Annotated in this window: 23 protein-coding genes and 4 tRNA genes; 14 read left to right on the top strand and 13 right to left on the bottom strand. The window is 59.3% G+C overall.

The window, feature by feature from the left end; genetic code table 11:
* Positions 1–13 precede the first annotated feature (13 nt).
* The 5 genes from acs (at position 14) to AABM55_RS03795 (ending at position 7499) form a co-directional block, all read left to right on the top strand.
* A complete protein-coding gene (gene acs / locus AABM55_RS03815) occupies positions 14–1951 on the top strand; it encodes an acetate--CoA ligase (RefSeq protein ID WP_347928869.1) in 1938 nt (645 codons plus the stop codon).
* Positions 1952–2014: 63 nt separating this feature from the next.
* Complete coding sequence (locus AABM55_RS03810; RefSeq protein ID WP_347928868.1) at positions 2015–2887, top strand: oxygenase MpaB family protein; 873 nt, start codon at positions 2015–2017, stop codon at positions 2885–2887.
* A gap of 244 nt (positions 2888–3131) precedes the next feature.
* Positions 3132–4148 (top strand): class I SAM-dependent methyltransferase, encoded by a 1017-nt coding sequence (locus AABM55_RS03805; RefSeq protein ID WP_347928867.1) that lies wholly within the window; start codon positions 3132–3134, stop codon positions 4146–4148.
* Between the two features lie 106 nt (positions 4149–4254).
* Entirely contained in the window at positions 4255–7197 is a 2943-nt protein-coding gene (locus AABM55_RS03800; RefSeq protein ID WP_347928866.1) for a DUF748 domain-containing protein, read from the top strand.
* A gap of 2 nt (positions 7198–7199) precedes the next feature.
* Positions 7200–7499, top strand: a complete 300-nt coding sequence (locus AABM55_RS03795) for a DUF2845 domain-containing protein (RefSeq protein WP_054595550.1) — start codon at positions 7200–7202, stop codon at positions 7497–7499.
* Between the two features lie 111 nt (positions 7500–7610).
* On the opposite strand, the gene AABM55_RS03790 is transcribed toward AABM55_RS03795, so the two are convergent.
* Together AABM55_RS03790 and AABM55_RS03785 are read right to left on the bottom strand one after the other, a co-directional pair.
* Positions 7611–7967 carry a BON domain-containing protein gene (locus AABM55_RS03790; protein WP_347928865.1) on the bottom strand — a complete coding sequence of 119 codons (357 nt, stop codon included), beginning with the start codon at positions 7965–7967 and terminating at the stop codon, positions 7611–7613.
* Between the two features lie 277 nt (positions 7968–8244).
* Complete coding sequence (locus AABM55_RS03785) at positions 8245–8655, bottom strand: pilin (protein WP_054595548.1); 411 nt, start codon at positions 8653–8655, stop codon at positions 8245–8247.
* A gap of 226 nt (positions 8656–8881) precedes the next feature.
* Between AABM55_RS03785 and pilB the strand changes: the two genes are divergently transcribed.
* The 5 genes from pilB to yacG are packed head-to-tail and all read left to right on the top strand — an operon-like array spanning position 8882 to position 13495.
* Positions 8882–10582 (top strand): type IV-A pilus assembly ATPase PilB, encoded by a 1701-nt coding sequence (gene pilB, locus AABM55_RS03780; RefSeq protein WP_347928864.1) that lies wholly within the window; start codon positions 8882–8884, stop codon positions 10580–10582.
* Positions 10583–10585: 3 nt separating this feature from the next.
* A complete protein-coding gene (locus AABM55_RS03775; RefSeq protein WP_054595546.1) occupies positions 10586–11803 on the top strand; it encodes a type II secretion system F family protein in 1218 nt (405 codons plus the stop codon).
* Positions 11804–11805: 2 nt separating this feature from the next.
* Positions 11806–12678 (top strand): A24 family peptidase, encoded by an 873-nt coding sequence (locus AABM55_RS03770; RefSeq protein ID WP_347928863.1) that lies wholly within the window; start codon positions 11806–11808, stop codon positions 12676–12678.
* Entirely contained in the window at positions 12675–13298 is a 624-nt protein-coding gene (gene coaE / locus AABM55_RS03765) for a dephospho-CoA kinase (RefSeq protein ID WP_054595544.1), read from the top strand. The genes AABM55_RS03770 and coaE overlap by 4 nt, the downstream gene beginning before the upstream one ends.
* Positions 13295–13495 (top strand): DNA gyrase inhibitor YacG, encoded by a 201-nt coding sequence (yacG, locus tag AABM55_RS03760; protein WP_054595543.1) that lies wholly within the window; start codon positions 13295–13297, stop codon positions 13493–13495. The genes coaE and yacG overlap by 4 nt, the downstream gene beginning before the upstream one ends.
* Positions 13496–13504: 9 nt before the next feature.
* Here yacG and AABM55_RS03755 read toward each other — a convergent pair whose 3' ends face one another.
* The 3 genes from AABM55_RS03755 to AABM55_RS03745 form a co-directional block, all read right to left on the bottom strand.
* A complete protein-coding gene (locus AABM55_RS03755) occupies positions 13505–13720 on the bottom strand; it encodes a hypothetical protein (protein ID WP_054595542.1) in 216 nt (71 codons plus the stop codon).
* A gap of 63 nt (positions 13721–13783) precedes the next feature.
* Entirely contained in the window at positions 13784–14470 is a 687-nt protein-coding gene (locus AABM55_RS03750; RefSeq protein ID WP_347928862.1) for an energy-coupling factor ABC transporter permease, read from the bottom strand.
* Between the two features lie 130 nt (positions 14471–14600).
* Complete coding sequence (locus AABM55_RS03745) at positions 14601–15533, bottom strand: LysR family transcriptional regulator (protein WP_347928861.1); 933 nt, start codon at positions 15531–15533, stop codon at positions 14601–14603.
* 121 nt (positions 15534–15654) lie between these two features.
* On the opposite strand from AABM55_RS03745, the gene AABM55_RS03740 reads away from it, so the two are divergent.
* A complete protein-coding gene (locus AABM55_RS03740; RefSeq protein WP_347928860.1) occupies positions 15655–15894 on the top strand; it encodes a DUF2790 domain-containing protein in 240 nt (79 codons plus the stop codon).
* 20 nt (positions 15895–15914) lie between these two features.
* On the opposite strand, the gene AABM55_RS03735 is transcribed toward AABM55_RS03740, so the two are convergent.
* From AABM55_RS03735 to AABM55_RS03725, 3 genes are all read right to left on the bottom strand, one after another.
* A complete protein-coding gene (locus tag AABM55_RS03735; RefSeq protein ID WP_347928859.1) occupies positions 15915–16805 on the bottom strand; it encodes a methyl-accepting chemotaxis protein in 891 nt (296 codons plus the stop codon).
* Positions 16802–18070: an OprD family porin gene (locus tag AABM55_RS03730; protein ID WP_347928857.1), complete on the bottom strand. Its 1269-nt coding sequence runs from the start codon at positions 18068–18070 to the stop codon at positions 16802–16804. Before AABM55_RS03730 ends, AABM55_RS03735 begins: the two co-directional genes overlap by 4 nt.
* A gap of 74 nt (positions 18071–18144) precedes the next feature.
* Positions 18145–19488: an aromatic acid/H+ symport family MFS transporter gene (locus AABM55_RS03725; protein WP_347928856.1), complete on the bottom strand. Its 1344-nt coding sequence runs from the start codon at positions 19486–19488 to the stop codon at positions 18145–18147.
* A gap of 252 nt (positions 19489–19740) precedes the next feature.
* Here AABM55_RS03725 and AABM55_RS03720 point away from each other — a divergent pair, with 252 nt between their 5' ends.
* The 3 genes from AABM55_RS03720 to AABM55_RS03710 all read left to right on the top strand — a co-directional run bounded on the left by AABM55_RS03720 (position 19741) and on the right by AABM55_RS03710 (position 21976).
* Positions 19741–20367, top strand: a complete 627-nt coding sequence (locus AABM55_RS03720; RefSeq protein ID WP_054595535.1) for a DUF1780 domain-containing protein — start codon at positions 19741–19743, stop codon at positions 20365–20367.
* A gap of 76 nt (positions 20368–20443) precedes the next feature.
* Positions 20444–20617 carry a DUF3094 family protein gene (locus AABM55_RS03715; protein ID WP_054595534.1) on the top strand — a complete coding sequence of 58 codons (174 nt, stop codon included), beginning with the start codon at positions 20444–20446 and terminating at the stop codon, positions 20615–20617.
* Between the two features lie 60 nt (positions 20618–20677).
* The gene (locus AABM55_RS03710; RefSeq protein WP_347928855.1) at positions 20678–21976 is read left to right on the top strand and encodes an NAD(P)/FAD-dependent oxidoreductase; all 1299 of its coding nucleotides are present in this window, start codon (positions 20678–20680) and stop codon (positions 21974–21976) included.
* 120 nt (positions 21977–22096) lie between these two features.
* On the opposite strand, the gene AABM55_RS03705 is transcribed toward AABM55_RS03710, so the two are convergent.
* From AABM55_RS03705 to clpB, 5 genes are all read right to left on the bottom strand, one after another.
* Positions 22097–22173: transfer RNA gene (locus AABM55_RS03705), tRNA-Pro, on the bottom strand.
* Positions 22174–22271: 98 nt separating this feature from the next.
* Positions 22272–22347, bottom strand: a tRNA-Lys gene (locus AABM55_RS03700).
* 5 nt (positions 22348–22352) lie between these two features.
* Positions 22353–22429: transfer RNA gene (locus tag AABM55_RS03695), tRNA-Pro, on the bottom strand.
* A 9-nt stretch (positions 22430–22438) separates the two neighbouring features.
* Positions 22439–22514 (bottom strand) — tRNA-Asn (locus AABM55_RS03690).
* Between the two features lie 296 nt (positions 22515–22810).
* Complete coding sequence (gene clpB, locus AABM55_RS03685) at positions 22811–25375, bottom strand: ATP-dependent chaperone ClpB (RefSeq protein WP_054595532.1); 2565 nt, start codon at positions 25373–25375, stop codon at positions 22811–22813.
* Between the last annotated feature and the right edge of the window lie 3 nt (positions 25376–25378).

Raw genomic sequence — 25378 nt, 5'->3', positions numbered from 1 at the left:
ATAAGGAACCGCCATGTTCGATATCAGCACGTTCCCCAAAGCCGATGCCGTCCGCCAGGCTGCGCAACTGAGTCAGGACGACTACCAGCGCCTGTACCGCCAATCCATCGAGCAACCCGAGGTTTTCTGGGCCGAACAGGCCAAGCGTTTTCTTGACTGGTCGACCCCCTGGCAAAGCGTTCAACACACGAATATCAAAACCGGCGCGGCACAATGGTTTGCCGGTGCTCAGCTCAACGTCAGCTATAACTGCATCGATCGCCACCTCGCCCAACGCGGCGAACAGACCGCGATCATCTGGGAAGGCGACGACCCGGCTGAATCGCTGCACATCACCTACCAAAAACTTCATCACTGCGTTTGCCGCCTGGCCAACGTGCTGAAAAGCCGTGGCGTAAAAAAAGGCGACCGGGTGTGCATCTACATGCCAATGATCCCTGAAGCCGCCTACGCAATGCTCGCCTGTGCACGCATCGGCGCCGTGCACTCGGTGGTCTTTGGCGGGTTTTCCCCCGATTCCCTGCGTGACCGGATCCTCGACGCGGACTGCCGCACCGTGATTACCGCCGATGAAGGGGTACGTGGCGGTAAATACGTACCGCTCAAACAGAACGTCGACAAAGCCCTGCTCAGTTGCCCGGCCGTCAGTACTGTCGTAGTGGTCGAACACACTCAGATCGAGGTCAATTGGGTCGAGGGCCGCGACCTCTGGTATCACCAGGCCCTACGCGACGTCAGCGACGACTGCCCGCCAGAACCCATGGACGCCGAAGACCCGTTGTTCATCCTTTACACTTCCGGCAGCACCGGTAAACCCAAAGGCGTGCTACACACCACTGGCGGCTATCTGCTGCAAGCGGCGATGACCTTCAAGTACGTGTTCGACTACCGCGACGGTGAAGTCTTCTGGTGCACCGCCGACGTCGGCTGGGTCACCGGCCACAGCTACATCGTCTACGGGCCACTGGCCAATGGCGCGACCACACTGATCTTCGAAGGCGTGCCAAGCTACCCGAACAGCTCGCGGTTCTGGCAGGTCATCGACAAGCATCAGGTGAACATCTTCTACACCGCACCCACCGCCTTGCGAGCCCTGATGCGCGAAGGCCTGGAGCCGTTGAAAGACAGCTCACGCGCCAGTTTGCGGCTGCTGGGCAGCGTTGGCGAGCCGATCAACCCGGAAGCCTGGGACTGGTATTTCAACGCAGTCGGCGAGCAGCGCTGCCCGATCGTCGACACATGGTGGCAGACCGAAACCGGCGGCATCATGCTCAGCCCGCTGGTCAGTGCACAACGGATCAAACCCGGTTGCGCAACCCGGCCGATGTTCGGCGTGCAACCGGTATTGCTCGATGAACACGGTAAGGAAATCAGCGGCGCCGGCAGCGGCGTGCTCGCCATAAAATCAAGCTGGCCAGGGCAAATCCGCAGTGTCTATGGCGACCCGCAACGCATGATCGATACCTATTTCAAACCCTATCCCGGCTACTACTTCACCGGCGACGGCGCACGGCGCGATGAAGACGGCGACTACTGGATCACCGGACGCATCGATGATGTGATCAACGTCTCCGGGCACCGCATCGGCACCGCCGAAGTCGAAAGCGCACTGGTGCTGCATGACAGCATCGCCGAGGCTGCGGTGGTCGGTTACCCCCACGACCTCAAGGGCCAGGGCATCTACGCCTTTGTCACGCCGATGAACGGCATCGAACCCAGCGACGCATTGAAGAAAGAACTGCTGGCCCACGTCAGCCAGGAAATCGGCAGTTTCGCCAGACCCGATCTGATTCAATGGGCGCCGGCCTTGCCGAAAACCCGTTCGGGCAAGATCATGCGGCGCATCCTGCGCAAGATTGCCTGCAATGAGCTCGACAGCCTCGGTGACACCTCGACCCTGGCCGACCCCAGCGTGGTCGCCGGGCTGATCGACAAGCGTCTGAACCAATGATCTGTTCACCCAAGCGCGGCCGTTGGCCGCGCACTTTTTAAATGCCATAGCCACCGAGTCGTCATGGAATTCATCCGTAGCCGTATCGAAACCCAGATCATGAGCCTGTCCGGCCTTTCGCTGGGCAAGCTCGACCTGGAAAACCCCAAGGGCGATCCCGGGCTCTTCGGCCCCGACTCGGTGAGCTGGCAAGTGCATGGCGACTTCAGCAGCATGCTCATCGGCGGCATCAGCGCCTTGATGCTGCAAGCCTTGCACCCGCTGGCACTGGCCGGGGTCTGGGACCACTCGAATTTCCGTGAGGACATGCTCGGTCGACTGCGCCGCACCGGGCAGTTCATCTCCGGTACCACCTTCGGTTCGCGTCAGGACGCCGAGTGGCTGATCGAGAAAGTGCGCACCATTCACCTGCAAGTGGTCGGCACCGCGCCCGATGGGCGCCCTTATGCCGCCAGCGATCCGGACCTGCTGACCTGGGTCCATGTGGCCGAGGTCAGCAGTTTCCTCACCGCACATTTGCGCTACCGCAATCCGAATCTTTCGCCCGCCGATCAGGACCGTTACTACAGCGAGATCGCCTTGGTCGCCGAGCGTCTGGGCGCCCGCGATGTTCCGCGCTCACGGCGGGAAATCAGCGAATACCTTGAGCGAATTCGCCCACAACTACTGTGCGATGAACGCAGCCGCGAAGTGCTGCGGTTGCTCCTCGCTGCACCGTCACCCAGCCGCCTGGCCAGGCCCTTCGGTGGGCTGATGATGCAAGCGGGCATCGACCTGCTGCCCGACTGGGCCAGTGACATGCTTGGTGTCCGCCAGAATCCGCTGCAACGCAAACTGATTCGCGCCAGCGTCAATCGCAGTGCCCCGATGCTGCGCTGGGCGGTGCGCAATGGTTCGGTGCAGCGGGCCAAACGGCGGATGGGAATCCCCAGCTGAATGCGTACTGCTGCCGATCGAACACCAAGTCCTCGCCAAACAATTACCCTGTGGCGAGGGAGCTTGCTCCCGCTGGAGCGCGAAGCGCTCCCAAATCCTGCAGCCGAGTTCTTTCAGACAGAGCACGGTCGAATGTTTTACGGGCGCTGCGCACCCGAGCGGGAGCAAGCTCCCTCGCCACAGGGGATCCATCGATCACAATCCTGTTAAACTCTCGCGCCAAATTCCCCAGCAAGGCGCGTCCATGTCTTCCTTGAATCAGGCGCTGCGCGCCGCCCTCGATCATCGCCAAGACTTGCTCGCCGAGCTCCACTCGCAAGGCACCGACTGCTATCGACTGTTTCATGGCAGCCAGGAAGGTGCCGGCGGCCTGACCGTCGACCGTTACGGCCCGCAACTGCTGGTCCAGAGCTTTCACCAGTCGCTGGAACGCGATGACTTGCTCACGTTGCACGAGGTCATCAATCAGCACCTCAACCTCAACACCCTGCTGGTCTATAACGACCGCTCGCGGGGTAACTCGCGCATTGATCGCGAAGACACGGTCTACCGCGCCGAAGAGGCCGCGCTTGTCGACATGGTGGGCCACGAATGGGGCCTGAACTACCGGGTCCGTGGTCGCCACGCCGGACAGGATCCGCTGCTGTTTCTCGACCTGCGCAACGCCCGCGGCTGGGTCAAGGACCACAGCGCCGGCAAAAGCGTGCTGAACCTGTTCGCCTACACCTGCGGCGTCGGCCTTGCCGCGGCGGCTGGCGGTGCACGCGAGGTGTGCAATCTGGATTTCGCCGAGGGTAACCTGGCAGTCGGCCGTGAGAACGGTCTGCTCAACCCGCAATTGCCAAGCATGCAGTTCGTACAGTCCGATTACTTCCCGGCCATCCGCCAACTCGCCGGCCTGCCGATCAGCCAGCGCCGTGGACAGAAACTGCCCAGTTATCCGCGCCTGGAACAGCGTCAGTACGACCTGGTCCTGCTCGATCCACCCGCCTGGGCCAAAAGTGCATTCGGCACCGTTGACCTGCTGCGCGACTACCAGAGTTTGCTCAAACCGGCGCTACTGGCCACCGCCGACGATGGCGTGCTGATCTGCTGCAACAACCTGGCAAAAGTCAGCATGGACGACTGGCGTGAGCAGGTGCTGCGCTGCGCAGAAAAGGCCGGACGCCCGGTGCGCGACTGGAAAGTGCTGACACCTGGCAGCGACTTTCCGTCGATGGATCAGCAGCCGCCGCTGAAAACCCTGATCCTGCAACTCTGAGCTCTTTCGAAAAAACCTGACATTTGCTGTTCAAGGTGATTGCTTTGGAACCAGAATCGCATGCCATACTCCAAGCCACTCCCGATTCCGATAGTTGAAGCCGAACATGCCCAAAGGATTGATTCGCGCCATCGGCGCCTTGTTGATTGCCGTCGCCCTTTACAGCGTGTTGGGGTTTCTGATTTTACCGGGCATCGCCTTGCGGATCGCCAATCAACAATTGGCCAACTACGCGGCGGTGCCTGCGCACATTCAACGGATCGAACTCAATCCCTTCAGTCTTGAACTGACCGTGTGGGGCCTGAACATCGGCGAGCCGGGCAAGGAACAGCTTGCCTTCGAGCGCCTGTACGCCAACCTGCAAATCGATAGCCTCTGGACTCGTGCACTGCACTTGATCGATGTGCAGCTGGACAAGCCGAAAACCGAGATTCTGTTCAACAAGGACGGCAGCCTGAACCTCACGCAACTGTTCAAGTTGCCAGCCAGTGAGCCGACGCCTGCGGACCCGAACGCCAAACCCTTCCCGCTGCGCATCGACCACATCAATCTGGCCAGTGGTTATGTGCACTTCCAGGACCTGCGCCCGAGCGAGCCGATCGAATTCCTGTACGACACGCTCAATCTGGAGTTGAACAACCTCAGTACCCTGCCCGACGACAACGCCGCCATGACCCTCGTCGCAGCTGGCCCGGCGGGTGGCCGGATCGACTGGACCGGCCACATCAGCCTGGTGCCCATCAGCTCCGAAGGCACACTGAAAGTCACCGACGGCAAAATGAAATCCTGGTGGCCTTACGTGCGTGACGCATTGCCGCTGGTGCTTGAAGACGGAACGCTGAACCTGAGCACCGATTACAAGTTCAACCTGACGCAGGGAACCGAACTGCTGCTGAACAACGCCTCGGTCAGCGTTGCTCCGTTCGCCATCAAGGCCCCGGATGGCCGGCCGCTGGTGCGCCTCGAACGTCTGGACGTCAGCGAGACCACGGTCGATCTGGTCAAGCAACAAGTGATCGTCGGCAAGATCCGCAGCCAGAAGCTCGAAACCTGGGCCGCCCGCGAAGCCGATGGCCAGCTCGACTGGCAGAAGCTCTTCGCCAGCCAACCGACCAAACCGGCCACAAAACCCGAGTCAACCAAGGCTCCGGCGGCGGCAGACTCGCCGCAACCAAAACCCGATCCGGCGGTGCCGAGCAAGCCCTGGCAAGTGCTGCTCAAGGATGTCGAGCTGCGCAACTATCAAGTGCACTTGGCCGACCGTCAGGCCCAGCCGGCGGTGGCACTGGAGCTTGGCCCGCTGAACGTCGACGTGAAGAATTTCGATAGCCTCAATGGTTCGCCGTTCTCCCTCAAGGTCGATACCGGCCTGGGCAAGCAGGGCAAGATTCTCGCGAATGGCGAGGTCAACCTCGCGCCGATCAGCGCCAAACTCAAGGTCCAGACCAAAGACATCGACTTGCGCGTCGCCCAGTCCTATATCAACCCGTTCATTCGTCTGGAGCTGCGTTCCGGGATGCTCGGCAGCGACCTGGCGGTTGACCTGAAAAGCACCGAGCCACTGGCGTTCAGCGTTACCGGCCGCGCTCAGGTCGACCAATTGCACACCCTGGACACTCTGAAAACCCGCGACTTCCTCAAGTGGCAGCAAGTGGTGGTCGAAGGCCTGAACTACCAACATGGCGATAGCCTGTCGATCGACAAGATCAACCTGCAACAGCCGTATGTGCGCTTCATGATCAACGATGATCGCACCACCAACATCAACGACCTGCTGATCCCGCAATCGCCCGACAACGGCAGTAAAACCGCCGCCGCGAAACCTGCTGCAAGCAAGGACAAGCCACTGGGTATCCACATCGGCGCGATTGCGATCAACGACGGTTCGGCGAACTTCGCCGACTTCAGCCTGACACCGAACTTTGCCACCGCCATTCAACAGCTCAACGGCCAGATCGGCACCATCGACAGCCGCCAGGTCAAACCTGCCGCCGTCGACATCAAGGGCAAAGTCGACCGCTACGCCCCGGTGACCATCAAGGGCAGCGTCACCCCGTTCGACCCGATGACCGCGCTGGATATCGCCACCAGTTTCAAACGCGTCGAACTGACCACCCTGACCCCCTACTCCGGCAAATTTGCCGGTTACCGGATCCGCAAGGGCCGGCTCAATCTCGACCTGCACTACCAGATCGTCAAAGGCCAGTTGAAAGCCGAAAACAAAGTGGTGGTGGAGCAACTGCAACTGGGCGAAAAAGTCGACAGCCCGGACGCCGTGAGCTTGCCGCTGAAACTGGCCATCGCCTTGCTCAAGGACAGCGATGGCAAAATTTCCATTGATCTGCCGATAACAGGCGATCTGAACAACCCGCAATTCAGCATCATGCCGATCATCTGGCAAACCCTGCGCAACCTGATCGTGCGCGCGGCCGAGGCACCCTTCAAGCTCATTGGCGGGCTGGTCAACGGCAGTGGGGCCGAGGACCTGGGCAGCGTGTCGTTCGCACCCGGTTCAAGTGAGCTGAGCAAGAACGCCGAGTCGGCGCTCGATACCCTGGCCAAAGCGCTCAAGGAACGTCCGGCCCTGCGCCTGGAAATCGAAGGTACCGCCGCCGAGAAGAGCGATGGCCCCTTGATTGCCGAACAGCGACTGGAACGTGAATACCAGTACAACTACTACAAAATGCTCCAGCGTCGCGGCGACAAAGTCCCTGCGCAAGCTTCGTTGCTGGCAGTCCCGGACAGCGAAAAAGGCCCGCTGCTCGAAGCCATTTACCGCACACGCCTGAAAACCCAGCCACCGGCCGAATGGACGCAACTGGGCAAAGCAGAGCGCACCGCCAAACTGCGTGAAGGCGTGATCAAGTTCTGGTCTTCAGACACCGCGCTGCTGCGCCAACTGGGTCAGGATCGCGCCAGCACCATCAAGGACTACCTGGTCGACAAAGCCCAGCTCGCCGATGACCGGGTGTATTTCGTTGACGCTAACCTGGGCGAAGCCGAAAGCGATGGCCGAGTCGTCACGCCCATGCACCTGGATGCGGAGTAAGCATGAATAGCCGATTGCTGATCAGCCTGGCACTGGCGTTCTTCGCCAGCCAGGTGCAAGCCCAGACCGATACCTTGCGCTGCGGCAGTCAGTTGATCAGCGTCGGCGATCGCACCAGTGAAGTGCTGCACAAATGTGGCGAGCCGGTTGCACGTGATGCGTTGGGCTACAAACGCAGCGCCAATCGCCGGGAAGAAGTCCCGGTTGAGGAATGGACCTACGGTCCGAACAGCGGCATGTACCAATACCTGCGCTTTGAAGGCAACCGCCTGGTACGGATCACCAGCAAACGCGGAAACTGATTGGAAAAGATCGCAGCCTGCGGCAGCTCCTACGCCAAAATCATGGTCTGTAGGAGCTGCTGCAGGCTGCGATCTTTTGCTTCTCCCCGCTCCGGCGGGAAACCTTCAGTCTTACTGGGCCAACAGGCCATCAGCCGATACAGCTTTGACACCTTTGATTTTCTTGGTGATAGCGACGGCCATATCTTTCTGAGACTGGGTAATGGCTACTTTCGACGATAGAGAAACGACGCCTTTGTTGGTTTCGACTTTGATGTCGGTGCCAGGAATCCCCTTCTCGGTGACCAGATCGCTTTTCACTTTAGTGGTGATCCAGGTATCGGAAGTTGCTTCCTCGGCCTTGGTCATTTCACCGGCAGCCACCACCATCGGCGACTGTGTGGCTTGAGTGGTCTGCGCAAATGCAGCGTTGGCCATGGTCAGGGTCAGAGCGGTTGCAGCGGCGGCAGCGATAGCGAACGTCTTCATACGAGTAACTCCTGTTCTTCCAGAAAGTCTGCTGCATGCCTTCTCAGCAGGGTTAACAGAGACAGTGCGAAGGCCGTGCCAACTTGAGACAGCTAAATAAACCAATAAAAATCAATGCGTTATAAAAAAACCAAATAACTGGAGTCATGCAAAATGCATGACCCGGGCGTTGTTGACATGCAAGTTGCGGGTTTTATCGAATTACCGCGATGCCATCGAACGGTCGAGAAAATGCCTCGCGTCCGTAGAGGCGAGGCATTGAGGCTTCGATACAGGATCAGACGCCAGTGCAACCCTTGGGCGCGTAGTCCTGCAGCGCGGTGGTCGCGCAGGTCCAGCCACCGGCCAGTGTCCGCGTCAGCGTGATGGTTTTGCTGAGCACCGGACCTGGTGCATTGACAATCGTGCAAACAATAGTACCTGCACCGCTGGAAGCAGTACCCGATGCCGTGATTGTGCAGTTACCGGTAGTTGCCGTACCACCGATCAGCGCCAGTGTCGGGTCGGTGCCCTGATTGATAATGTCTTCAAAAGGCACCTTCAGTGCTGAAATTTCCGCCAGCCCCGCGGTGACCTTCGCCCGCGCCTGATACTTGGAATACAGCGGCAACGCGAACGTCGCCAGAATGCCGATGATCGCCACCACGATCAGCAGCTCGATGAGGGTAAAACCTTTTTGATTATTCATAGAACAGGCTCCATGCATGAGGCGAAATCTCATGTCCTGAACCAGTCAAAGCACAGCACATGCCAACCCCTTCGCCCCCGGCTTACAGGGTGTCAGATCGGCAAAAGCCCGGCACATACCCCGAGGAACCGCACTATCTGACACTTTTTGTCACCTCAAGAGCGCTGGTGAGGTTCCATCCGTTGACTAGGCTATAAGTCTTGAACGGTCTGTGCCTGGTAATCGAATGAATGACATCGCCCTCAGCGGTCTGGCCAAGCAATTGGTGCTGGCCGAACTGCTCACTGACAAAAGCGCGCAACAGGCGTATCAGCAAGCTCAGCGCAATCGCGTTTCCCTGGTCAGCTATCTGGTACAGAACAAAATGGTGAGCAGTCGCCAGGTTGCGGAAATTGCCTCAGAGCATTTCGGCGTCGCCTTCCTCGACCTCAACTGTCTCGACAAAGACTCCCAGCCCAAAGACCTGGTCAGTGAAAAGCTGATTCGCCAGCACCACGCCCTGCCACTCTGGCGGCGCGGCAACAAACTGTTCGTGGGCATTTCCGACCCGAGCAATCAGCAGGCGATCAACGATATCCAGTTCAGCACCGGGCTCACCACCGAAGCGATCCTGGTCGAAGACGACAAGCTCAGCGACGCCATCGAGAAATTCTTCGACAGCCACAGCACGGGCCTGGAAGACATGGCCGATATCGACCTCGGGGGCCTGGACATCAAAGCCGTCGACGACCAGCGCCAGGACGCTGTCACCGGCCAGGACTCCGACGATGCCCCGGTGGTGCGCTTCGTCAACAAGATGCTGCTGGACGCGATCAAGGGCGGCTCCTCGGACCTGCATTTCGAGCCCTACGAAAAAATCTATCGGGTGCGGGTACGGACCGACGGCATGCTGCGCGAAGTTGCCAGGCCGCCGACTCAATTGGCCAACCGCATCGCTGCCCGTCTCAAGGTGATGGCCAGCCTGGACATTTCGGAACGTCGAAAACCCCAGGACGGGCGGCTCAAGATGCACCTGTCGAAAAGCAAATCCATCGATTTTCGGGTCAACACCCTGCCAACGTTGTGGGGCGAAAAAATCGTGATACGGATTCTCGACCCCTCCAGTGCACAGATGGGCATCGACGCGCTGGGTTACGAGCCCGATCAAAAAGACCTGTATATGGCGGCGCTCAAGCAACCTCAAGGGCTGATTCTGGTCACCGGGCCGACGGGTTCAGGGAAAACCGTGTCGCTGTACACCGGGTTGAATATCCTTAATACCGTCGACATCAATATCTCCACCGCCGAAGACCCGGTAGAGATCAACATGGAAGGCATCAACCAGGTCAACGTCAATCCCAGGCAGGGCCTGGATTTCGCTCAGGCATTGCGCTCATTTCTGCGCCAGGACCCGGACGTGATAATGGTCGGCGAGATCCGCGATCTGGAAACCGCCGAAATCGCGATCAAGGCTGCGCAAACCGGACACCTGGTGCTTTCCACCCTGCACACCAACAGCGCGGCTGAAACCCTGACCCGGCTGCACAACATGGGCATCCCGGGGTTCAACATCGCCACGGCCGTGCACCTGATCATTGCCCAGCGCCTGGCCCGCAAGCTGTGCCCCCACTGCAAAAAAAACCTCTCGATTCCCGACGAAACTCTGATCAAGGAAGGCTTCCCACGGGAACGCATCGGCTCCTTCACGATCTACGAACCCGTCGGTTGCGATCTCTGCAACAACGGCTACAAAGGGCGAGTCGGAATCTATGAAGTGGTGAAAAACACCCCGCAGCTGCAACGGCTGATCATGGCTGAAGGCAATTCTCTGGAAATCGATACGCAGATGCGCAAGGACGGCTTCAACGACCTGCGCACCTCGGGCTTGCTCAAGGCCATGCAGGGCATCACCAGCCTCGAAGAAATCAACCGGGTCACCAAGGATTGAGTCATGGCGGTCAAAGCAATCAAGGTCAGCGTCTACGCCTGGGAAGGCACCGACAGGAAAGGCAGCAAGGTAACCGGCGAGCTGAGCGGTCATAACCCGGCCTTGATCAAGGCGCAGCTACGCAAACAAGGGATCAACCCGGGCAAAGTACGGAAAAAAACCGCTTCGCTGTTCAACCTCGGCAACCGTATCAAGCCGCTGGACATTGCTCTCTTCACCCGGCAAATGGCGACCATGATGAAAGCCGGTGTGCCGCTGCTGCAGTCGTTCGACATCATCGGCGAGGGCTTCGACAACCCGAACATGCGCAAGCTGGTGGACGAGGTGAAACAGGAAGTCGCCGCCGGCAACAGCTTCGCCACCGCGCTGCGTAAAAAACCACAGTACTTCGATGAGCTCTACTGCAACCTGGTCGACGCGGGCGAGCAGGCCGGCGCGCTCGACACGCTGCTGGAGCGGATTGCGACCTACAAGGAGAAAAGCGAAAGCCTCAAGGCCAAGATCAAAAAAGCCATGACCTATCCGCTGGCCGTGGTCTTTGTCGCAATCATCGTCACCGGCATTCTGCTGGTCAAAGTGGTCCCGCAATTTCAGTCGGTGTTTTCCGGATTTGGTGCAGAACTCCCGGCCTTTACCCTGATGGTGATCGGTCTGTCCGAGTTCATGCAGGCGTGGTGGTGGCTGTTACTCGGCGGCCTGATCATCGGGGCCCTGAGCTTTCGCCATGCGCTCAAGCGCTCGCAACGCTTTTGCGACTGGCTGGATGCCAAACTGCTGAAAATGCCGATACTCGGCGCACTGCTCTACAAATCGGCGGTGGCGCGCTTTGCCCGTACCCTGTCGACCACCTTCGCCGCAGGCGTCCCCCTGGTCGAAGCTCTGGATTCGGTAGCAGGTGCTACTGGCAATATCGTGTTCAAACGGGCGGTTCTGCGCATCAAACAGGATGTCTCCACCGGCATGCAATTGAACTTCTCGATGCGCACCAGCAGGATTTTCCCCAACATGGCGATTCAAATGGCCGCCATTGGCGAGGAGTCTGGCGCACTCGACGATATGCTCGACAAAGTTGCGATCTACTATGAAGCTGAAGTCGACAATATGGTCGACAGCCTGACCAGCCTGTTGGAGCCGTTCATCATGGTGGTGCTCGGCGTCATTGTCGGCGGGCTGGTGGTTGCCATGTACCTGCCCATTTTCCAACTCGGCTCAGCGATTTGAACATGCCCTTGAGTGAATTCATGGCCGGTTACCCACTGGCATTCGTTGTCACTGCGCTAGTGCTTGGGCTGGTGATCGGTAGTTTTCTCAACGTGGTGGTCTGGCGCCTGCCGAAAATGCTTGAGGGCGACTGGCGGCAACAAGCCCTGGATGTACTGGGTTTACCCCCTGAAGCACCGGGCCCGACCTACAACCTGATGTTGCCGCATTCACACTGCCCGCAGTGCGCCCATCGAATCCGCGTCTGGGAGAACATTCCTCTGCTCAGTTACCTGGCACTGCGCGGCCGGTGCTCAAATTGCAAAGCGCCGATCAGCGCCCGCTATCCCTTGACCGAACTGGCCTGCGGCGTGCTGTCGGCGTTTGTCGCCTGGCACTTCGGCTTCGGTTGGACAGCTGCGTGGGGGCTGGTCCTGAGTTGGGGGTTATTGGCGATGTGCCTGATCGACGCCGACCACCAATTGCTGCCGGATGTGCTGGTGTTGCCGTTGTTGTGGCTGGGTCTGATCGTCAACAGCTTCGAGCTTTTCGTGCCTTTGCAGGCAGCGATGTGGGGGGCGGTGGCCGGCTATCTGCTGCTGTGGTCGGTGTATTGGCTGTTCAAACTGATAACCGGCAAGGAAGGTATCGGTCACGGCGACTTCAAGCTCCTGGCGCTGCTCGGTGCCTGGGGCGGTTGGCAGATTCTGCCGCTGACGGTCCTGCTTTCATCGCTGGTGGGTGCTGTGGGGGGAGTGATTTTACTGCGCCTGAAAGATACCAACACCTCGACGCCGATCCCCTTTGGACCCTATCTGGCAATTGCCGGCTGGATTGCCTTGCTCTGGGGTGGTCAAATAACCGGCTTCTATTGGCAGTTTGTCGGTTTCAAATGAATACCCCTGTGGAAAAACCCTGGATTCTCGGTCTGACCGGTGGCATCGGCAGCGGCAAAAGCGCGGCGGCCCAGCACTTCATCGATCTGGGTGTGCACGCGGTGGATGCCGATCATGCCGCACGCTGGGTGGTCGAACCCGGTCGCCCGGCGCTGGCGCAGATTGCCGAGCACTTCGGTGTCGGCGTGCTGCAAGCCGATGGCCAATTGAATCGCGCAGCACTGCGCAAGCTGATCTTTGAAGTCCCCGAAGAACGCCGCTGGCTCGAAGCGTTGCTGCATCCGCTGATCGCTCAGGAAATCGCCGCGCACCTGGCACGCGCACAATCACCTTATGCGATTCTGGTGTCGCCGCTGTTGATCGAGTCCGGGCAGTACAAAATGACCCAGCGAGTGCTGGTGATCGACGCACCGGAACACTTACAGATCGAACGAACCTTGCAGCGCGACCAGACCAGCGAACAGCAGGTCCAGGCGATCCTCAAGGCCCAGTCCAGCCGTCAGGACCGCCTCAGCCATGCCGACGATGTGGTGGTCAATGACCGCGACCTCGCCTGGCTGCACAGCGAGGTCGAACGCCTGCATCACTTTTACCTTACTTTGCGTGGAGGCCAGTCATGAGCCAACCCCCTGTCGTCGAATGTCCAACCTGCGGCGCCCCTGTTGAATGGAGCGCGACCAGCACCTTCCGGCCGTTTTGCTCGGACCGTTGCAAACTGATCGATCTGGGCGCCTGGGCCTCGGAAGAACACAAGATTCCGGTCAGCCCCGACTCTGAAGACGAGTTGTTCTCGGAAGATTTCGACCCGCGCCACTGATCCCGCCCCTCAGGGCCGCATGAACCCGTAGTCCTGGCTGTCGTCGAGATTCTCCGCCAGAAACTGCAACTCATCGGCCAGATCCTCGACACTGCGTACGCCCTTGCTCTGCTGCACCACCGCACTGAGCAAGGCACGCAGGCTCAACCCCGGTTCAAACCCCGCCTCATGCGCCGACTCGAGACTGTTGCGCAATTCCTGCCTTGCCCATTCGTAAACGCTCATGCCACTGCTCCTGAGGATTTTCCAGAGCATGGAATCGCAGCCGATTCGAACATTTGATATGGATCAAGGCTTGTCGTCGTCCTTCCACGGCGCCGACAAATAACGCGTGCGGTTGAAGGTCTCCAGCCACTCGGGACAGAACACCACCAGCGAACTGATCACCATGCCGTTGATAAACGCCTCGGGGAAAATGATCAGCCACAGGTAACCGACAAAATCCTCCAGCCATTCCGGCATCGCAAAACGCTCGTCGAACCACAACAGCCCCAACCCCACCAGCAGGCAGAGCAACGCCGAAAGCCCGGCGGCCAAAAAGCCCGAGCAAAAGATATACACAAAGGGATTATGCGGTTGCGCCCGCTCCACCAGGATCGCGCAGCCTTCGGTGACCAGCACCGGCAACAGAATCAGCAACGCACCATTGACCCCCATCGCGGCCAGGTCCTGACGCCCGAGCAGCACCAGCCCCACCTGCGCCACCAGCCCGCCGACAATCGCCAGCGGCCAGTCCAGCAATAACGTCACCGCCGTCATGCCGATGATGTGATAAGACACGCCGGTGTCGAAGTCCCGTCGCACCAGCCAGAGGACGAACAACGCGAACACGGTGCCAAACAGCAAATGCTGACGCCGACTGTCCGTGAACAACTCGACCCACGGTGCTCGGGCAACGGCCCAGATCAGCACTGGCACGTAGATCAGCCAGCCGACCGTGAGGGTTTCGGGCGAGAGCAGTGCGGCACCGATCATCGCGGCAGGCACTCCCACGCCCACAACGGCACAAAACCCGGTAACCCTACTGAGCAGACCTTCACTCCAGACTCCTTCCTGAACCGAAACAAGCCTTGAGTCTACACCGCCCTGCGCGCGCCCTCAGATCTCAGGCCCAGTGGCGTGGATCGCTCATCACTGCCTCATGCTCGGCGAACAGGCGCGGTAGCTCCGCCTTGAGAAAATCCACCCAGGTTCGGACCTTCGCATCGAGAAAGCGCCGCGACGGGTACAGCGCGTAGACATTGCGCTCACGCGGGCGATAGCTCGGCAGCAGGCGCAGCAACGTGCCGTCGCTCAACGGCCGTGTCGCGGTATAAAACGGCAACAGACTGACCCCCATCCCCGCCTCGGAAGCCTTGACCATCGACTCGGCAACATTGCACTGAAAGGTCTTCGCCGGGCTAACGCGGTGCTCCCCCTCCTCGTCATGGAACACCCATTGATCGCTGTACAACGGATCCAGCATGCGCAGGCAGCGATGATCGTTCAGTGCCAGCGGGTTGCCTGGCACACCCTGGCGTTGCAGGTAGTCGGGGGAGGCGCAGGGCACGCTGTAAATCTGCCCGACGACCTGGGCGACAAACTGCGAGTCGGCCAGCTCATGGGCAATCGAAATCACCACGTCATGGCCTCCTTCCAGCGGATCCGGATTGCGTTGCGACAAGGTCAGCTCGAACACCACATCAGGATAGAGTTCGGTGTATCGAGCGATCAGCGGCGTAATCAGCACACCCAGGCCATGCATGCTGTGAACCCGCAACCGACCGCTGGGCTTGAGATGAGCGCCACGCGCTTCGGCCGTAGCCTCTTCCATCTCTTCGAGTATTTGCCGACTGCGCAGCAAAAAGCGCTCGCCGGCCTCGGTCAGGCTCAAACGCCGAGTGGTGCGTTGCAGCAGGCGCGCCTGCACATGTTGCTCCAGGTCCGCGACCAACCGGGACACTTGCGCGGTCGAGAGTTCAAGCGCGTCGGCGGCAGCGGTAAAGCTGCCGCTGTCCACCACGCGGACAAACACCCGCAAGTTATTGAGCAAATCCATAGGCCCTCCTCGGGCACTGACTGTTGCGTTTCACGTAAGGCTGCATCAGGCACTTGCCCCTTTATCGGTAGCGGGCAAGGCATAGACTTCAATCATCGGAACCCACACGGAGTACACAAAAATGAAAACCTTGATCAGCCTGTTTCTGACCGTTGTCGCCACCTCCGCCATGGCCGCCGGCAACGAACCCGCCACTCCGTACAACCCGGCGCAACCGCTGGACATCGCCAAGGTGCTTTCCGTGACAAACACCGCCACCGCCTGCGACGTAGTGCCGGCGACCATGGTCTACATCGATCATCAAGGCCAGACCCACCGCGTGACGTATCAGGTCATGGGCAGCTGCACGAGCAACCTGTGATCGCTGGCTCGCGGCACGACTCAAACGACCATCCGTTTCGCCTGCAAGGCCAGATCATGCAGCCCGGCCAAGCGCGCCATGATGCGCTCGACCACTTCGACCCGGGCCAGCGCACCACTTTGCAGTTCGCCCATCGAGTGCAGCGCCACTTCGGCCTTTTCCAGCCCCAGACGCGTTGAACCGGCCAACTGCTCGATACCTTGGCGCGCATGCTCGGCGGACTGTTCCAGGCCCGTCGCGATCTGCCTGATCTGCGCACTGGAATCCGCCGCCTGACGTGACAGATTGCGCACTTCGTCCGCCACCACCGCAAAGCCTCGACCATGGCTGCCCGCCCGCGCCGCCTCGATGGCTGCGTTCAACGCCAGCAGATTGGTCTGACGGGAAATGTCCTGAATGCTGCCGACAATTGCACCAATGCGCATCGACTGAGCGCCGAGTTCATCGAATACTTGATCGAGACGCTGCATATAGAGGTTCAGGTCCCCCAGCACACTGGCCGAAGACTGCATGCTCAGCGCACTCGCCTTCACCCGCTCACCGGCCGTGCGCGCCAGCTGATTGGCAAAACGCATGTCTTCCTCGGTTTGCAGCACCGACTCGGTCAATTGCTCCAGCGTGAGGTGCACAATCGCACCGGGCCATTCGCGCTCGGGTTGCACTGCCGGGGTCGGGGGCTCGATCAGCTCCACGCTCGGCACGGGAGTTTCAGACTCAAGCGGCAGCGTCACTGTCACCGGTGGCTGTCGACGATACAGCGCCGCAGCGAACAGCAATGCGAGGTTGATCCCGCCAGCCAGCAGCAGCCGCTCGTTATCGCCCCAGGCCAACAGCACAGCGCCCACGCCAGCACTCATCAACAGTAAACCCGCACCGATCTTGCGCGGCCCGCGCTCTTGCGCGCCGGTCATAGCAGCGTCCAGGTGTAACTGAGGATCAAGCGGTTTTCGTCGATATCACTGCGGTAGTTGGAACGCGCCACGGCGTTGCGCACGCGTATCCCGAGACCTTTGAGGGTGCCGCTCTGCAGCACATAACCGAGATCGAGATCGCGTTCGCGGTCCTTGCCTTCGAAACCCTTGCCGGTGTCGACGTTGTTGCCGGTGATGTAACGCACAGTGCTGGTCAGCCCCGGCACCCCGAGGGCGGCGAAGTCGTAGTCATAGCGCGCCTGCCAGGAGCGTTCGTCGGTGTAGGCAAACTCGTAGGTCGGCACCTCGTTGCCCAGCGGCGAGATGTTGGCGAAGACTCGTGGGAAGGCACTATCACCATACATCCCCTGATAACCGACATAGAACGTATGGCCGCCATGCTTGGCCGAGAGCAAGGAGAAGAACGCCCGGTTGTCGATGTTACCCAGCAATTTTTTGCCGTCCTCATGGGAGTCGTAGTAACCGAGGTTGGCGCCCAGGGTCCAGTCGCCCATCGGTTCGCTATGTTTGAGACCAAGGACGCGCTGGTTGTAGATATCTTCCAGTTGCCCGTACCAGGCACTGACCGAGGTGCGTTTGTCATTGAAGGCGTAATCGGCGCCCGCAAAGTTGAAGCCGTCACTGCTGGCCTGGCGCTGCGGCACATGACCGAGCATCGCCTGCATCTTTTGCTCGCCGGACTCGTTGCGCAGGCTGGTCGAACTCAAATGCCCTGCCTGCAAGGTCAGGCCGTTGATCTCGCTAGAGCTGATGCTCGCCCCTTGGTAGGTCGGCGGCAGCAAGCGAATATCGCTGAAGGCCAGCACCGGCAGGTTGGGTTGCAATTCACCGACCTTCAATTCGGTCTTTGAGTAACGCAGCTTCAACGCACCGGCCAGACGACTGTAATCATCCGCCGCGTGCCCATCGCTCTGTACCGGCAACAGCCCGGTATTGACCCGGTCCGGGCTGCTGTCGAGCTTGAGGCCGAGCAAGCCGATGACATCCACGCCGACACCAATGGTGCCTTGGGTGTAGCCGGATTTGACGTTAAGGATGAAGCCTTGGGCCCACTCTTCGGCTTTCGACTGTTTGTTGGCCCCGACAATGTCGGAAAAGTCCCGGCTGAAGTAGTAATTGCGCGCCTGCAAGGTGGCGCTGGCGTCTTCGATAAAGCCGCCCTCGGCGGCCATCAAGCCACTGGAAAAACCCGAGACGACCGCCAGGGACACCGCTGAACCCAGTGTGGGGAGAATCTGTTTCATCGCTTTTCTCTTATTGTTATTGATCGACAGGTTGGCGTGCGCCACCCGCAGCGTTGCGATGCGGGTGGTGGGAGTCAGACGCTGGTCGGCACCAGTCTCGAGGCGACGCCTTTGCTGCTGCGTTGGCAGCTGATGGCGAACACGGCCATGGCGATGGCGGCGATCGCCCCCGGCAAGGCGAACGCCATGAAATTCAGTTGCAGCGGCAGACTTATTCCCAGCAACGCACCGCCCAGAAGCGGGCCGACGATGGCCCCGTTGCGGCCGATACCCGAAGCCCAACCCAATCCGGTAGAACGAATGGCCATGGAATAGAACTGCGCGGCGCAGGCGTACAACAGGATCTGCGAGCCGATCGTGGTGGCGCCGGCGATGGCGATCAGCAGATAGAGCACCGGCATCGGGCTGTTGAAGCCGAGCAAGGTGATCGATACGGCGGCGATGCTGAAGAACACCGCCAAGACCCTCGGCAGGTTGAGTTTGTCACCCAACACGCCGCCGCCGACCGCGCCGAAGATGGCCCCGAAGTTCAGTACCAGCAGGAATGACAGACTCGAACCCAGGCTATAACCGGCGTTGGCCATCAGTTTCGGCAGCCAGGAGCTCAAGGCATACACCATCAACAGGCAGCAGAAAAACGCCAGCCACAACATCAGCGTGCGCATCGCCCGGCCTTCACGAAACAGCTGTAAAACCGGGGTGCCGCGGCCTTTTACTTCGGTCATGTGCAGTTGATCGGTGGCGTGCGCAACATAAGCCGGGTCAACCCGTTGGAGAACCTTGCGCGCCTGTTCATTGCGGCCCTGACGCAGCATGAAACCTACCGACTCGGGCAAGAAATACATGATCAGCGGCAACAGTAGCAACGGCACAATCGCCACATAAAACACCGACTGCCAGCCAAAGCTCGGGATCAGAACGATGCCCAGCCCGGCCGAGAGCATGCCGCCCAGCGAGTAGCCGCTGAACATGATCGCCACCAGGGTACTGCGGATCTTTTTCGGCGCGTACTCGTTCATCAGCGCCACCACGTTGGGCATCACCCCGCCAATCCCCAGCCCGGCGATGAACCGGCAAATGCCAAATTCAGTAGGGTTTCCGGCAAAACCATTGAGTACGGTAAAACCGCTGAAAAGCATCACGCACAGGGTGATGGCTTTTTTGCGGCCGATCCTGTCCGACAGCGGGCCGAAAAACAGCGCCCCGAACATCATGCCAAACAGTGCATAACTGCCTAATGCACCTGCCTGCAGAGGACTCAGCCCCCAGTCCTTCATCAACATCGGCAGCACCACGCCGTAGATCACCAGATCGTAACCATCGAAGATGATGATCAGGGCACACCAGCACAGCACCCTCCAGTGAAAACGGTTGAAGCGTGCGTTGTCGATAACCTCATGTACGTCGATCGTGCGCATGGCATCTTTTCTCTTGTTGTTGTTTTTTTAAGAGCTTCGGTAACGCGGTAAACGTCCGTAAAGCCGAGGGTAGGGACGTCTGGCGCGCGGCAATATCCGCTTTGTGCAGATCGCTATCCGTTTTGTGCAGTGCCCTGGACCGGGCCTTGGAGGAAAATCGCCGGATGCTTGCAACGATGAAGACTCGGGAAAGTTTTTCCTCTCCGACAAACTGTCTTCTTTGCGATCGCATTTGAACGCTAAGCTTGGCCTATGGATGACTCAGATTATTTGCGCCTGCTGACCATCGCGGCCGAGCAAGCCAACGCGTTCCTTTCCAATGCCCGCAAATGGGAGCGTGAGCGTTGGGTTTGCCAACGCCTGCTGCAAGGCTTGAACATTCCCTACCGCGTCGACGAATTCACCCCCGCCGGTGAACCGCCGGATGTACTGTTTCGCGAGGCAAATTTCGAGGTGTTCTTCGTGCTCGACGAAGGTCGACGGTTGAATGACGAGTGGCGCGACGAGCTGCAACGCCGGCGCAGTGCATTCTCCCTGAGCCAACTGGTGCGCCGCGAAGCCAAGCCCAGGCGTATTCCAGCCAACGAGTTCTTGCTGAGACTGGCACCGACCTTGCGCAAAAAAGCCCATAACTACAAAGAACGCGGGATGGACCTGGGCGAACTGGACATCATCGCCTTCGCCAGCCTCAAGCGCGAAGTGCTCGACCTCAACAGCCATTTCCCGCCGCCCACCGAATACCTGCGCCAGGGGTGGCGCTCGTTGTCGCTGGTCGGCCCGACCTTCGCTCGAGTGCTGTTCGCTCACCCGGATGCACCGGACTTTTTGCGCGGTAACCTGGGACGCAGCATCCTCTTCGACGTCGGGATCAGCCTGTGAACCCACGACAGCAATTGTTGGCGCCCCCGCTGTAGCTTCTATACATTTAGCAACGTCTACCTGACGAGGCCTTATCATGACCAGCCGCCTGAAACCCGACGACCAGCAGCATGTCGAAGAGTATCTGCAACTGTCGCAGAACCGAGTCGAGCGCCGGCCTTTCCGGCCGTGGATGCTCCTCGTGGTGGTATTGGCAGTGACCATTGGCCTGGGCCTTGTGAGCCGACTTATCAGTTACCTGACGCTATGAGCAGCGTGGCGCTCGCTCGGGTAACTGCACCGATTTCCTTTAGCCTTGCGAGATATCCCCATGACTCATCGTATTGTCATCGTTGGCGGCGGCGCCGGCGGTCTGGAGTTGGCTACCCGTCTGGGTAAGACTCTGGGCAAGCGTGGCACGGCCAGTGTGATGCTGGTCGACGCGAACCTGACGCACATCTGGAAACCGCTGTTACATGAAGTGGCGGCAGGTTCGCTGAACTCTTCCGAAGACGAACTCAACTATGTTGCCCAGGCAAAATGGAACCACTTCGAGTTCCAGCTGGGGCGCATGAGCGGGCTCGATCGCGCACAGAAAAAAATCCAGCTGGCGGCTACCTACGATGAAAATGGCCGGGAACTGGTGCCGGCACGCGAAGTGGCTTACGACTCGCTGGTGATTTCGGTCGGCAGCACCACCAACGATTTCGGCACCCAGGGCGCGGCGCAACACTGCCTGTTCCTCGACACCCGTAAACAGGCCGAGCGCTTCCACCAGCAATTACTCAACCACTACCTGCGCGCCCACGCCGGGCAATCCGATGCGGTGCAACAGATCAGCGTGGCCATCGTCGGCGCGGGCGCCACCGGCGTTGAACTGGCGGCGGAACTGCACAACGCGGCCCACGAACTGGCGGCATACGGCCTGGACCGGATTCTTCCGGAAAACATGCACATCACCCTGATCGAAGCTGGCCCACGGGTGCTGCCTGCCCTGCCGGAGCGGATCGGCGGCCCTGTGCATAAAACCCTGGAAAAACTCGGCGTCACGGTGCTGACTAATGCAGCCGTCAGTGAAGTCACCGCTGATGCGCTGATCACTGCCGACGGCCAGGAGATCAAGGCCAGCCTGAAAGTCTGGGCAGCCGGGATCCGTGCGCCGGGTTTCCTCAAGGATATCGACGGCCTGGAAACCAACCGGATCAACCAGCTGCAAGTGCTGCCGACCCTGCAAACCACCCGCGACGAAAATATCTTTGCTTTCGGTGACTGCGCGGCCTGCCCACAACCGGGCACCGATCGCAACGTGCCGCCACGTGCGCAAGCCGCGCACCAACAAGCCTCGCTGCTGGCCAAATCGTTGAAACTGCGCATCGAAGGCAAGCCGTTGCCGACGTACAAGTACACCGATTACGGCTCCCTGATCTCGCTGTCGCGTTTTTCGGCTGTGGGTAACTTGATGGGCAACCTGACCGGCAGCGTAATGCTCGAAGGCTGGCTGGCGCGGATGTTTTACGTGTCGCTGTACCGCATGCACCAGGTCGCATTGTACGGCCCGTTCCGCACAGCGATGCTGATGCTCGGCAGCAGGATTGGTCGCGGCACTGAACCGCGGCTCAAGCTGCATTAAGATCCTCTCGTCCGTTAATTGATCGTTCCTACGAGTGCGTGGGAACGATCATTTGTAGCGATACCGGATTTCAGCAGGCAAAAAAAATCCCCGTATCTTTCGATACGAGGATTTTTAATATGGTCGGGGTAAGGGGATTCGAACTCCTGACATCCTGCTCCCAAAGCAGGCGCGCTACCGGACTGCGCTATACCCCGGTAAAAAAAAGGCACCCTTTTAAAAGAGCGCCTTCTTCGATCAGCGCTTTTGGCCTCTGATCTTAAGATTCGATTCCAGCGCTAACTGGTTTCAAAAATGGTGGGTCGTGTGGGATTCGAACCTACGACCAATTGGTTAAAAGCCAACTGCTCTACCAACTGAGCTAACGACCCAAAAATGGTCGGGGTAAGGGGATTCGAACTCCTGACATCCTGCTCCCAAAGCAGGCGCGCTACCGGACTGCGCTATACCCCGGTTTGAAATTGGCTCCGTGACCAGGACTCGAACCTGGGACCCAATGATTAACAGTCATTTGCTCTACCGACTGAGCTATCACGGAACTACATATTTCAATTACAACTGTGAAGCTTGCCTCACCTCTTCGACCCGTTCGCATCGCTGCGTTCGTGTGTCTGAGGCGCGCTATTTTACAATCTTAAGCACCTCTGTCAACCCCCTAAATTGCTTTCAAGACAATGATTTGCAACTTATTTCAGATTTCTCCTTGGGGAGAAGAAACCGCTGGGGTGACTTACTGCGGGGCGCACTTTACAAGCCTTTTCCTTACAGTTCAACACCCTAAGAAAAAAAAGGCCCCGCGATGCGGGGCCTCCTTCATTACCGTGCAGCGAACGGTCAGTTGAAAACGATTTCGTCGTTCGCCACAGTGGCCGTCACAGTGGTGCCCGGCAGGAAGCTGCCGGCCAGAATCAGCTGTGCCAGCGGGTTTTCGATCCAGCGCTGGATCGCTCGTTTGAGCGGCCGTGCGCCATAAACCGGGTCGTAACCCACCGCAATCAACTTATCCAGTGCCTCGCTGCTCAGCGTCAGTTTCAGCTCGCGCTCGGCCAGACGGCTGCGCAGGCGACCCAACTGGATCTCGGTAATGCCGGCAATCTGATCCCGTGCCAATGGCTCGAAGATCACCACTTCGTCGATCCGGTTGATGAACTCCGGACGGAAATGCGTCGACACTGCATCCATCACCGCTGCACGCTGCGCTTCACGATCACCGACCAGTTCCTGGATCTGCACCGAGCCCAGGTTGGAGGTCATGACGATCACCGTATTGCGGAAATCCACGGTACGCCCATGGCTGTCGGTCAGACGGCCATCTTCCAGCACTTGCAGCAACACGTTGAACACGTCCGGGTGGGCCTTCTCGACCTCGTCCAGGAGGATCACCGAATACGGCTTGCGACGCACCGCCTCGGTCAGGTAACCGCCCTCCTCGTAGCCCACGTAGCCCGGTGGTGCCCCGATCAGCCGCGCCACGGAATGTTTCTCCATGAACTCGGACATATCGATCCGAACCATCGCCTCTTCGGTATCAAAGAGGAATTCGGCCAAGGCTTTGCACAACTCGGTTTTACCGACACCGGTCGGGCCGAGGAACATGAACGAACCGCTTGGGCGATTCGGGTCGGACAACCCGGCACGCGAACGGCGCACGGCGTTGGCCACCGCCACCACGGCTTCGTTCTGGCCGATCACGCGTTGGTGCAGCAGGCTTTCCATCTTCAGCAGTTTGTCGCGCTCGCCTTCGAGCATTTTCGACACCGGAATACCGGTCCATTTCGACACGACTTCGGCGATCTCTTCTTCAGTCACCTTGCTGCGCAGCAACTGGTTTTCGCTCTTGCCGTGCTGGTCGACCATTTGCAGGCTGCGTTCCAGGTCCGGGATCACCCCGTACTGCAATTCGGCCATGCGGTTAAGGTCGCCTTTGCGGCGGGCAGCTTCCAGTTCCTGGCGGGATTGTTCGATTTTCTGCTGGATCTGCGCAGAACCCTGCACTTCGGCTTTTTCCGAATTCCAGATTTCTTCGAGGTCCGAGTACTCGCGCTCGTGACGAACGATTTCTTCCTGAAGCTTTTCAAGACGCTTCTTCGCCGCTTCGTCGCTTTCTTTCTTCAGCGCCTGGGATTCAACCTTCAGTTGAATCAAACGCCGCTCCAGACGATCCAGCACTTCCGGCTTGGAGTCGATCTCCATGCGAATGCGGCTGGCCGCTTCGTCGATCAGGTCGATAGCCTTGTCCGGCAACTGACGGTCGGTAATGTAGCGATGGCTCAACTTGGCCGCCGCAATAATCGCGCCGTCGGTGATCGCCACCTTGTGGTGAACCTCGTAGCGCTCTTTCAGGCCACGCAGGATCGCGATGGTGTCTTCTTCGCTCGGCTCGTCCACCAGGACCTTCTGGAAGCGCCGCTCAAGGGCCGCGTCCTTCTCGATATATTGGCGATACTCGTTGAGCGTGGTCGCGCCGACGCAATGCAGCTCGCCACGGGCCAGGGCCGGTTTGAGCATGTTGCCGGCGTCCATCGAGCCTTCGGCTTTACCGGCGCCGACCATGGTGTGCAGTTCGTCGATGAACAGGATGATCTGGCCTTCCTGCTTCGACAGCTCGTTAAGCAGGGATTTCAGGCGCTCTTCGAACTCGCCACGGTACTTGGCACCGGCAATCAGCGCGCCCATGTCCAGCGACAGCAAGCGTTTGCTTTTCAGGCCATCCGGCACTTCGCCGTTGATGATGCGTTGGGCCAGGCCTTCGGCGATGGCGGTTTTACCCACGCCAGGCTCGCCGATCAGCACCGGGTTGTTCTTGGTGCGGCGCTGCAGGACCTGGATGGTCCGGCGAATCTCGTCGTCACGGCCGATCACCGGGTCGAGCTTGCCTTCTTCGGCACGCTTGGTCAGGTCAATGGTGTATTTGTCCAGCGCCTGACGCGATTCCTCGACGTTGGCGTCATTCACCGCTTCGCCGCCACGCAGGTTGTTGATCGCGTTTTCCAGGGCTTTCTTGCTCACGCCCTGACCGAGCAGCAACTTGCCGAGCTTGCTGTTCTCGTCCATGGCAGCGAGCAGTACCAGCTCGCTGGAGATGAACTGGTCACCCTTCTGCTGGGCCAGGCGATCGGCCTGATTGAGCAGACGCGCCAAGTCCTGCGACATGTTCACGTCGCCGGTGGGATTCTGGATTTTTGGCAGACGGTCGAGCTCTTTGCTCAACTCTTTGCGCAGGCTGTTGATGTCAAAACCGACTTGCATCAGCAACGGCTTGATCGAGCCGCCCTGCTGCTCCAGCAGCGCTTGCATCAGGTGCGCAGGTTCAATACCCGGATGGTCGAGGCCGACAGCCAGGGATTGGGCGTCGGACAAGGCTAACTGCAACTTACTGGTTAAACGGTCTATACGCATTGG

Origin of the sequence: Pseudomonas helvetica (assembly GCF_039908645.1) — a bacterium.
Taxonomy (GTDB): Bacteria; Pseudomonadota; Gammaproteobacteria; order Pseudomonadales; family Pseudomonadaceae; genus Aquipseudomonas; species Aquipseudomonas helvetica.
The sequence above is the reverse complement of the archived record's forward strand: the minus strand, read 5'-3'. Positions and strand labels throughout refer to the sequence as shown.

Bases quoted from the DNA above. Each gene is read 5' to 3' on its own strand.
- acs (WP_347928869.1), top strand. From the start codon at position 14: ATGTTCGATATCAGCACGTTCCCCAAAGCCGATGCCGTCCGCCAGGCT.
- AABM55_RS03810 (WP_347928868.1), top strand. From the start codon at position 2,015: ATGGAATTCATCCGTAGCCGTATCGAAACCCAGATCATGAGCCTGTCC.
- AABM55_RS03805 (WP_347928867.1), top strand. From the start codon at position 3,132: ATGTCTTCCTTGAATCAGGCGCTGCGCGCCGCCCTCGATCATCGCCAA.
- AABM55_RS03800 (WP_347928866.1), top strand. From the start codon at position 4,255: ATGCCCAAAGGATTGATTCGCGCCATCGGCGCCTTGTTGATTGCCGTC.
- AABM55_RS03795 (WP_054595550.1), top strand. From the start codon at position 7,200: ATGAATAGCCGATTGCTGATCAGCCTGGCACTGGCGTTCTTCGCCAGC.
- AABM55_RS03790 (WP_347928865.1), bottom strand. From the start codon at position 7,967: ATGAAGACGTTCGCTATCGCTGCCGCCGCTGCAACCGCTCTGACCCTG.
- AABM55_RS03785 (WP_054595548.1), bottom strand. From the start codon at position 8,655: ATGAATAATCAAAAAGGTTTTACCCTCATCGAGCTGCTGATCGTGGTG.
- pilB (WP_347928864.1), top strand. From the start codon at position 8,882: ATGAATGACATCGCCCTCAGCGGTCTGGCCAAGCAATTGGTGCTGGCC.
- AABM55_RS03775 (WP_054595546.1), top strand. From the start codon at position 10,586: ATGGCGGTCAAAGCAATCAAGGTCAGCGTCTACGCCTGGGAAGGCACC.
- AABM55_RS03770 (WP_347928863.1), top strand. From the start codon at position 11,806: ATGCCCTTGAGTGAATTCATGGCCGGTTACCCACTGGCATTCGTTGTC.
- coaE (WP_054595544.1), top strand. From the start codon at position 12,675: ATGAATACCCCTGTGGAAAAACCCTGGATTCTCGGTCTGACCGGTGGC.
- yacG (WP_054595543.1), top strand. From the start codon at position 13,295: ATGAGCCAACCCCCTGTCGTCGAATGTCCAACCTGCGGCGCCCCTGTT.
- AABM55_RS03755 (WP_054595542.1), bottom strand. From the start codon at position 13,720: ATGAGCGTTTACGAATGGGCAAGGCAGGAATTGCGCAACAGTCTCGAG.
- AABM55_RS03750 (WP_347928862.1), bottom strand. From the start codon at position 14,470: ATGATCGGTGCCGCACTGCTCTCGCCCGAAACCCTCACGGTCGGCTGG.
- AABM55_RS03745 (WP_347928861.1), bottom strand. From the start codon at position 15,533: ATGGATTTGCTCAATAACTTGCGGGTGTTTGTCCGCGTGGTGGACAGC.
- AABM55_RS03740 (WP_347928860.1), top strand. From the start codon at position 15,655: ATGAAAACCTTGATCAGCCTGTTTCTGACCGTTGTCGCCACCTCCGCC.
- AABM55_RS03735 (WP_347928859.1), bottom strand. From the start codon at position 16,805: ATGACCGGCGCGCAAGAGCGCGGGCCGCGCAAGATCGGTGCGGGTTTA.
- AABM55_RS03730 (WP_347928857.1), bottom strand. From the start codon at position 18,070: ATGAAACAGATTCTCCCCACACTGGGTTCAGCGGTGTCCCTGGCGGTC.
- AABM55_RS03725 (WP_347928856.1), bottom strand. From the start codon at position 19,488: ATGCGCACGATCGACGTACATGAGGTTATCGACAACGCACGCTTCAAC.
- AABM55_RS03720 (WP_054595535.1), top strand. From the start codon at position 19,741: ATGGATGACTCAGATTATTTGCGCCTGCTGACCATCGCGGCCGAGCAA.
- AABM55_RS03715 (WP_054595534.1), top strand. From the start codon at position 20,444: ATGACCAGCCGCCTGAAACCCGACGACCAGCAGCATGTCGAAGAGTAT.
- AABM55_RS03710 (WP_347928855.1), top strand. From the start codon at position 20,678: ATGACTCATCGTATTGTCATCGTTGGCGGCGGCGCCGGCGGTCTGGAG.
- clpB (WP_054595532.1), bottom strand. From the start codon at position 25,375: ATGCGTATAGACCGTTTAACCAGTAAGTTGCAGTTAGCCTTGTCCGAC.